The sequence below is a fragment of the Mesorhizobium sp. M4A.F.Ca.ET.050.02.1.1 genome, from assembly GCF_003997725.1.
Taxonomy (GTDB): domain Bacteria; phylum Pseudomonadota; class Alphaproteobacteria; order Rhizobiales; family Rhizobiaceae; genus Mesorhizobium.
Genome location: NZ_RZSG01000326.1, coordinates 1 through 6,386 on the forward strand (window position 1 = coordinate 1; position 6,386 = coordinate 6,386).

A 6,386-nucleotide genomic window follows, 5' to 3' on the forward strand; every position below is an offset into this window, starting at 1 on the left:
CTCCAACGCCGGCGGCACCGGCGTGCTTGCCTATGGCAATGCGCGCGAGCTCTGCCTCGGCGTCGAAGTCGTGCTGCCGACCGGCGAGGTGTTCGACGATCTGCGCAAGCTGAAGAAGGACAATACCGGCTACGACCTGAAGAACCTCTTCGTCGGCGCCGAAGGCACGCTCGGCGTCATTACCGCCGCCGTGCTCAAGCTGTTTCCGAAGCCGAAGGGCAGGGAGGTCGCCTTTGCCGGCCTGTCGTCGCCTCGCGATGCACTTTCCCTGTTCAGCCTGGCGATGGGCCGGGCGGGCGCTTCGCTCACTGCCTTCGAGCTGATCGGCAAGCGGCCGTATGACTACACGCTGAAGCATGCGCAAGGCGTCACCCGGCCGCTGGCCGACGACTGGCCTTGGTATGCGCTTATGCAGGTCTCCTCCGGCCGCTCCGAGGAGGACGGCAGGGCGCTGATCGAGGAAATACTGTCGGCCGGGCTCGAACAGGGCTTTGTCGGCGACGCGGCGATCGCGGCGAGCCTTGGCCAGGGCGACGCCTTCTGGAATTTCCGCGAGGTGCTGCCAGAGTGCCAGAAGCCGGAGGGCGCCTCGATCAAGCACGATATCTCGGTGCCGATCGCCGCGATCCCCGACTTCATCGACAAGGCTGCCGGCGTGGTGGAGAGCGTTTGTCCCGGCGCCCGCGTGGTCTGCTTCGGCCATATGGGCGACGGCAACCTCCACTACAACATCTCCCGCCCCGTGGATTGGCAGGACGCGGCGTTTCTCGACCTCTACCATCCCATGAACCAGGCCGTGCACGAGGTCGTGCGCTCCTTCCATGGCTCGATCTCGGCTGAGCACGGCATCGGCCAGCTGAAGCGCGACGAACTGATCGCCACGGCGCCGCCGATGGCGATCGAACTGATGCGCCGGGTGAAGGCGGCCTTCGACCCCGCCGGCATCATGAATCCCGGTAAGGTTATCTGATCCTTCCAACATGTTGTGGGTGGTTGCATTCCGATAACCATCCCCGAGATCAGCAAAATTTAACCGACTTTCTTAAGCGCGGCGGTAAGGAGCCAGCGCTAATGTTTCCGCATAAGCGAGGCCGGAAAGAACTGGCCCGGAGAGAACCGGTAAACGGCCCTCAGGAGACACAGGAAGGCACTCGATGAACACTGGACTGAAGCCAGTCTGGGCAGGGCGCAACATGCGTCTCGACCCATTCCGCCTGCCGCAGATGGTGAGCTATGCGACACGCGACGACTATGGCGACGTTACCTTCACCATCGACCAGCGTGGTGCCGTCATTCGCCGCATGCTGGAGATGAGCGGCGTGCCGGCGATCATCGCACTGCCTGCCAAGGCGTTTCGCGGCGTTGCCGCCCGCGCCATGGAAGACCCCGACGGCAACGTCACCGTGACGCTCGAGCTGCTGCACAATGATCCGATGCTTTCGGTGCCACTGCTCGTCGCCGACGACCTCGACGACGTCGCCGCCGACTGGCGCGCCTGGGCCGATGCCTATCGCCTGCCGATGCTTCTGATCGAGGCCGACGGCGTTGCTCGCACGCTGGAGGAATCGCTCGGCGCCGCCATCAAGGCGCTGCCGCCCCAGGAGCGCCGCAAGGGTCGTATCTCGACCACGCGCCGCCCGCGCTTCCTCGCCCGCCGCAGGGCGGGCAATCTTGGCCTCAGACTCGTCATCGACGGCGAGGAGATCATCGCGCGGGAATAGTCCGCTGGCGATTGGCGAAACCGCCGATGACAGCCTTCTTCTCCCCGTCACTATACGGGGAGAAGTGCCCGGCAGGGCGATGAGGGGCGGCGCCGACCTCAGGGTTTGGCCACATCGAAAGCCGATCAGAGGCCGTATAACCGCTGTACATTTCTCCTTGCCTGCAAGGCTCGCGCTGCCCCTCATCCGGCTGCCGCCACCTTCTCCCCGTTGAACGGGGAGAAGGGAGAACTACAGCAGCGGCTTCAGCGCCACCCACAGCGCGCCGCCGATCAGGCCGAGGAAGATCAGCCAGCCGACCTGGTTGTTCGACTTGAACAGCCTGAGGCACTGGTCCGCATCGTCGATGTTCAGCTTCGCGATCTGTCGCGCCATATGCGCGCCGGCGGCGATCAGCCCGGCCAGCGCCGGCATCGGCGCCTGCGCCGAGGCGAAGGCGATGGCGAAGCAGGCGAGCGCGCCGCCATAGAGGCCGACCAGCCAGGTCCTGGTGTTGTCGCCGAACAGGCGCGCCGTCGAGCGCACGCCGACGATGGCGTCGTCTTCCTTGTCCTGATGTGCGTAGATCGTGTCGTAGCCGATCACCCACAGGATTGACCCGATATAGAGCATGATGGCCGGGCCATCGAGATCGCCGAACTCGACCGCCCATCCCATCAGCGCGCCCCAGGAAAAGGCTAGCCCGAGCACGAATTGCGGCCAGTCGGTGATCCGCTTCATGAACGGGTAGATCGCGACGATGACAAGCGAGGCGATGCCGAGCGGAATGGCGAAGCTGTTGAACTGCAACAGCACCGCCAGGCCCGCCAGCGCCTGGATGACCAGGAACACCCAGGCCTGCCGGCGCGTTACCTTGCCTGCCGGCAGCGGCCGCGAGCGCGTGCGCCCGACCTGGTTGTCGATGTCCTCGTCGGCCAGGTCGTTATAGGTGCAGCCGGCGCCGCGCATGGCAATCGCGCCGACCAGGAACAGCAAGAGATACCAGGGCGCCGGCAGCAGGGTCAGCAGCGGATCCGTCGGACGCGGATAGGCGCTTGCCGCAAGAGCGGCCGACCACCAGCACGGCCACAAGAGCAATTGCCAGCCGATCGGGCGATCCCAGCGCGCGAGCTGCGCATAGGGCCAGAGCCCGCGCGGCAGCGCGCGGTAGACCCAGTGACCGCTCGGCGCGTCTGCGACGCGGCCCTGCGCCGCTTTCGACTGGATGGTTTCCATCGTGCTGGAGTGGCAGCAGCGGTGAGCGCCGTCAAGCGGCCGCCGGAGCCGATCACCAAAACGCGCATGCCGATATCCCCAGTCATCCACGACAGGACCTCCCGCTATTGCCCCGGGGCCGCGAACATGCCCTGGCCTGGAAGATCGCGGCCTCGCCGCTGTTGACCAAACTCTATGCCGCGCCCGGCAATCCGGGGATTGGCCGTGACGCCGAGCTGGTCAAGCTCGACATTGCCGACCACGCCGCGGTAGCTGGCTTTTGCAAGGACAACAAGATCGATCTCGTCGTCGTCGGGCCGGAGGGGCCGCTGGTCGCCGGCATTGCCGATGACTTGCGCGGCGAGGGCATCCGCGTCTTCGGTCCGTCGAAGCGGGCGGCGCGGCTCGAAGGCTCGAAAGGCTTCACCAAGGACCTTTGCGCTAGATACGACATCCCGACCGCCACCTATGGCCGCTTCGCCGACCTCGACTCGGCGAGGGCCTATGTCGAGAAGGTGGGCGCGCCGATCGTCATCAAGGCCGACGGGCTCGCCGCCGGCAAGGGCGTCACCATCGCCATGACGCTCCCCGAGGCGCTTGTCGCGCTCGACGCCTGTTTCGATGGCGCCTTTGGCGCCGCCGGCGCCGAGGTGGTGGTCGAGGAATTTCTGACCGGCGAGGAGGCGAGCTTCTTCTGCCTGTGCGATGGCACCACGGCGCTGCCCTTCGGCACCGCTCAGGACCACAAGCGCGTCGGTGATGGCGACGTCGGCCCCAACACCGGCGGCATGGGCGCCTATTCGCCGGCACCGGTGATGACGCCCGAGATGGTCGAGCGAACCATGCGCGAGATCATCGAGCCGACGATGCACGGCATGGCCGAGCTCGGCGCGCCGTTCGCCGGCATCCTCTTCGCCGGGCTGATGATCACGGACAAGGGGCCGAAGCTTATCGAATACAACACCCGTTTCGGCGATCCCGAATGCCAGGTGCTGATGATGCGGCTGAAGGACGATCTCCTGGTGCTGCTCAACGCTGCCGTCGACGGCCAGCTCGCGCATACCTCGATACGCTGGCGCGACGATGCGGCGCTGACCGTGGTGATGGCGGCGAGGGGCTATCCCGGCACGCCGGAAAAGGGTTCGGTCATCCGCGGTCTTGAAGAGGCCGCCAGCGACGGCGCCGAGATCTTCCATGCCGGCACCGCCATCAACGGCGGCGCGCTCGTCGCCAATGGCGGCCGCGTGCTCAATGTCACGGCGACGGGTGCGACCGTCGGCGAAGCGCAGCAACGCGCCTACGCCGCGCTCGACCGCATCGACTGGCCGCAGGGCTTTTGCCGCCGCGACATCGGCTGGCAGGCTGTGGCGCGCGAAAAGGCCGGCGCCTAGGCGGCCTTGCTCCGGCCACCCTTACGCGCCCAGGCCGGCAGCCAGTCGCCGTGCGCGGCGAGCAGGTCGTCGACCAGCGACCAGATCTGGTCGAGATCGAGCTCGGCCGCGGTGTGCGGATCCATCATCGCCGCATGGTAGATGTGCTCGCGGTTCTCGCTCATCAGCGCCCGCACCGTCAGTTCCTGGACGTTGATGTTGGTGCGGATCAGCGCCGTCAGCTGTGGCGGCAGGTCGCCGATATACGTAGGCTGGATGCCCGAAGCGTCGACCAGGCACGGCACCTCGGCGGCGCAATCGAAGGGCAGCGAGGTGATGCAGCCATTGTTGCGAACATTGCCGTAGATCACCGACGGCTCGCCGGTCCAGACCGAGTTCATGATCGACGAGGCGTACTCCTTCGACTGCTCGACCTCGATCCGATCGGCCGAGCGGTAGGCTTCGGCCTGGCCTTTCCAGCGCTCGATCTGTTCGATGCAGCGCTTCGGATACTCGTCGAGCGGGATGCCGAACTTCTCGATCAGGTCGGGGCGGCCGTCCTTGATGAAATAGGGCGTGTATTCGGCGAAATGTTCCGAGCTTTCGGTGACGAAAAAGCCGAGCCGCGTCAACATTTCGTAGCGCACCTTGTTCGGGCAGCGCGGGTTCCAGCCGGGCTTGGGCGCGCGGCCTTCGCGATAGGCGCGCACGAGATCGGGATAGAGGTCGCGGTAGGAACCGTCCGCCTGGCGATGCTCGAACTTCAGATAGAAGGCCATATGGTTGATGCCGGCCGAGCGGTAGCGGATTTCCTCGTAGGGAAGGTCGAGGTCGTGCGCCAGCTCCATCGCCGTGCCCTGCACCGAATGGCAGAGGCCGACCTGCCTGATGGCAGGGTATTTCTCCGATATCGCCCAGGTGTTGATTGCCATCGGGTTGACGTACTGCAGCATGATCGCCTCGGGGCAGACCGCGAGCATGTCCTCGCAGATATTCCACAGGTGTGGCACGGTCCTGAGACCCCGCATGATGCCGCCAACGCCCAGCGTGTCGGCGATGGTCTGGCGCAGGCCGTACTTCTTCGGCACCTCGAAGTCGGTGACGGTGCAGGGCTCGTAGCCGCCGATCTGGAAGGCGACGACGACGAAGTCGGCGCCGGCCAGCGCCTTGCGCTGGTCCGAATAGGTTTCGGCTTTCGCCTTCACGCTGAGCGTCGCGATCAGCTTGTTGACGACGAGAGCGCTTTCTTCCAGCCGCTGCGGATTGATGTCCATCAGCGCGATTGTCGCGCCCGAAAGCGACGGGCGCTGCAGCACGTCGCCGACAATGTTCTTCATGAACACCGTCGAACCGGCGCCGATGAATGTGATCTTGGGATTTCTTGCCACGCTAACCTCCGGCATATGCTCAGGCCACATCGAAAGCGGCTCGGACGAGCCGTTCGGTGTAGGCGGTCTTGGGATTGGTGAGGACCTCGTCGACAGGTCCCTGCTCGACGACCTTGCCGTGCTGCATGACGATGACGCGGTGGCACAGCGCGCGCACCACCTTGAGGTCGTGCGAGATGAAGAGATAGCTCAAGCCGCGTTCGTCCTGCAGCTTGCGCAGCAGGTCGATAATCTGCGCCTGGACGGAGAGATCGAGCGCAGATGTCGGCTCGTCGAGCAGGATGAATTCGGGCTCCAGCGCGATCGCCCGGGCGATCGCGATACGCTGCCGCTGGCCGCCGGAGAACTCATGCGGAAACCGCGAGAGGATGTCGCCCGGCATGCCGGCGCTGACCAGCGCCTCGCGCACCCGCTCGATTCGCTCGCGCCGTGTCGCACCGATCCTGTTGACGACAAGCCCTTCTTCGATGATCTGGCCGATCGTCATGCGCGGGTTGAGCGACGAGAATGGATCCTGGAAGACGATTTGCATGCGCGAGCGCAGCGGCCGCATCTCGGCCCTGGTCAGGCCCTGGATCGGCTGGCCGTCGAAACGGATCTCGCCGCGCTTGGCGTCCAGCAACCGAAGCAGCGCCTGGCCGAACGTCGTCTTGCCGGACCCGGACTCGCCGACCAACCCAAGCGTCTCGTGGCGGCAAAGCTTGAGGTCGAGG

At 65.5% G+C, this 6,386-nt stretch carries 6 protein-coding genes; 3 read left to right on the top strand and 3 right to left on the bottom strand.

The window, feature by feature from the left end; genetic code table 11:
* Both EOA33_RS20280 and EOA33_RS20285 read left to right on the top strand, forming a co-directional pair.
* On the top strand, nucleotides 1–970 hold a 970-nt coding region (locus EOA33_RS20280), incomplete at its 5' end, for an FAD-binding oxidoreductase (protein WP_145989212.1).
* Nucleotides 971–1,154: 184 nt separating this feature from the next.
* Complete coding sequence (locus tag EOA33_RS20285; RefSeq protein ID WP_127406403.1) at nucleotides 1,155–1,721, top strand: DUF6101 family protein; 567 nt, start codon at nucleotides 1,155–1,157, stop codon at nucleotides 1,719–1,721.
* Nucleotides 1,722–1,952: 231 nt separating this feature from the next.
* Here EOA33_RS20285 and ubiA read toward each other — a convergent pair whose 3' ends face one another.
* Nucleotides 1,953–2,936, bottom strand: coding sequence for a 4-hydroxybenzoate octaprenyltransferase (gene ubiA / locus EOA33_RS20295; protein WP_127406407.1), 984 nt, complete (start codon nucleotides 2,934–2,936; stop codon nucleotides 1,953–1,955).
* A gap of 107 nt (nucleotides 2,937–3,043) precedes the next feature.
* Between ubiA and purD the strand changes: the two genes are divergently transcribed.
* Entirely contained in the window at nucleotides 3,044–4,306 is a 1,263-nt protein-coding gene (gene purD, locus EOA33_RS20300) for a phosphoribosylamine--glycine ligase (protein WP_127406405.1), read from the top strand.
* Here the strand turns inward: purD and EOA33_RS20305 are convergent.
* Nucleotides 4,303–5,673 carry an alpha-glucosidase/alpha-galactosidase gene (locus EOA33_RS20305; RefSeq protein ID WP_127406406.1) on the bottom strand — a complete coding sequence of 457 codons (1,371 nt, stop codon included), beginning with the start codon at nucleotides 5,671–5,673 and terminating at the stop codon, nucleotides 4,303–4,305. The genes purD and EOA33_RS20305 overlap by 4 nt on opposite strands.
* A 19-nt stretch (nucleotides 5,674–5,692) precedes the next feature.
* The coding region (locus EOA33_RS20310) for an ATP-binding cassette domain-containing protein (protein ID WP_145989213.1) at nucleotides 5,693–6,386 on the bottom strand (694 nt) is incomplete at its 5' end.

Coding starts and splice junctions, on each gene's coding strand:
- EOA33_RS20285 (WP_127406403.1), top strand. CDS start 1,155: ATGAACACTGGACTGAAGCCAGTCTGGGCAGGGCGCAACATGCGTCTC.
- ubiA (WP_127406407.1), bottom strand. CDS start 2,936: ATGGAAACCATCCAGTCGAAAGCGGCGCAGGGCCGCGTCGCAGACGCG.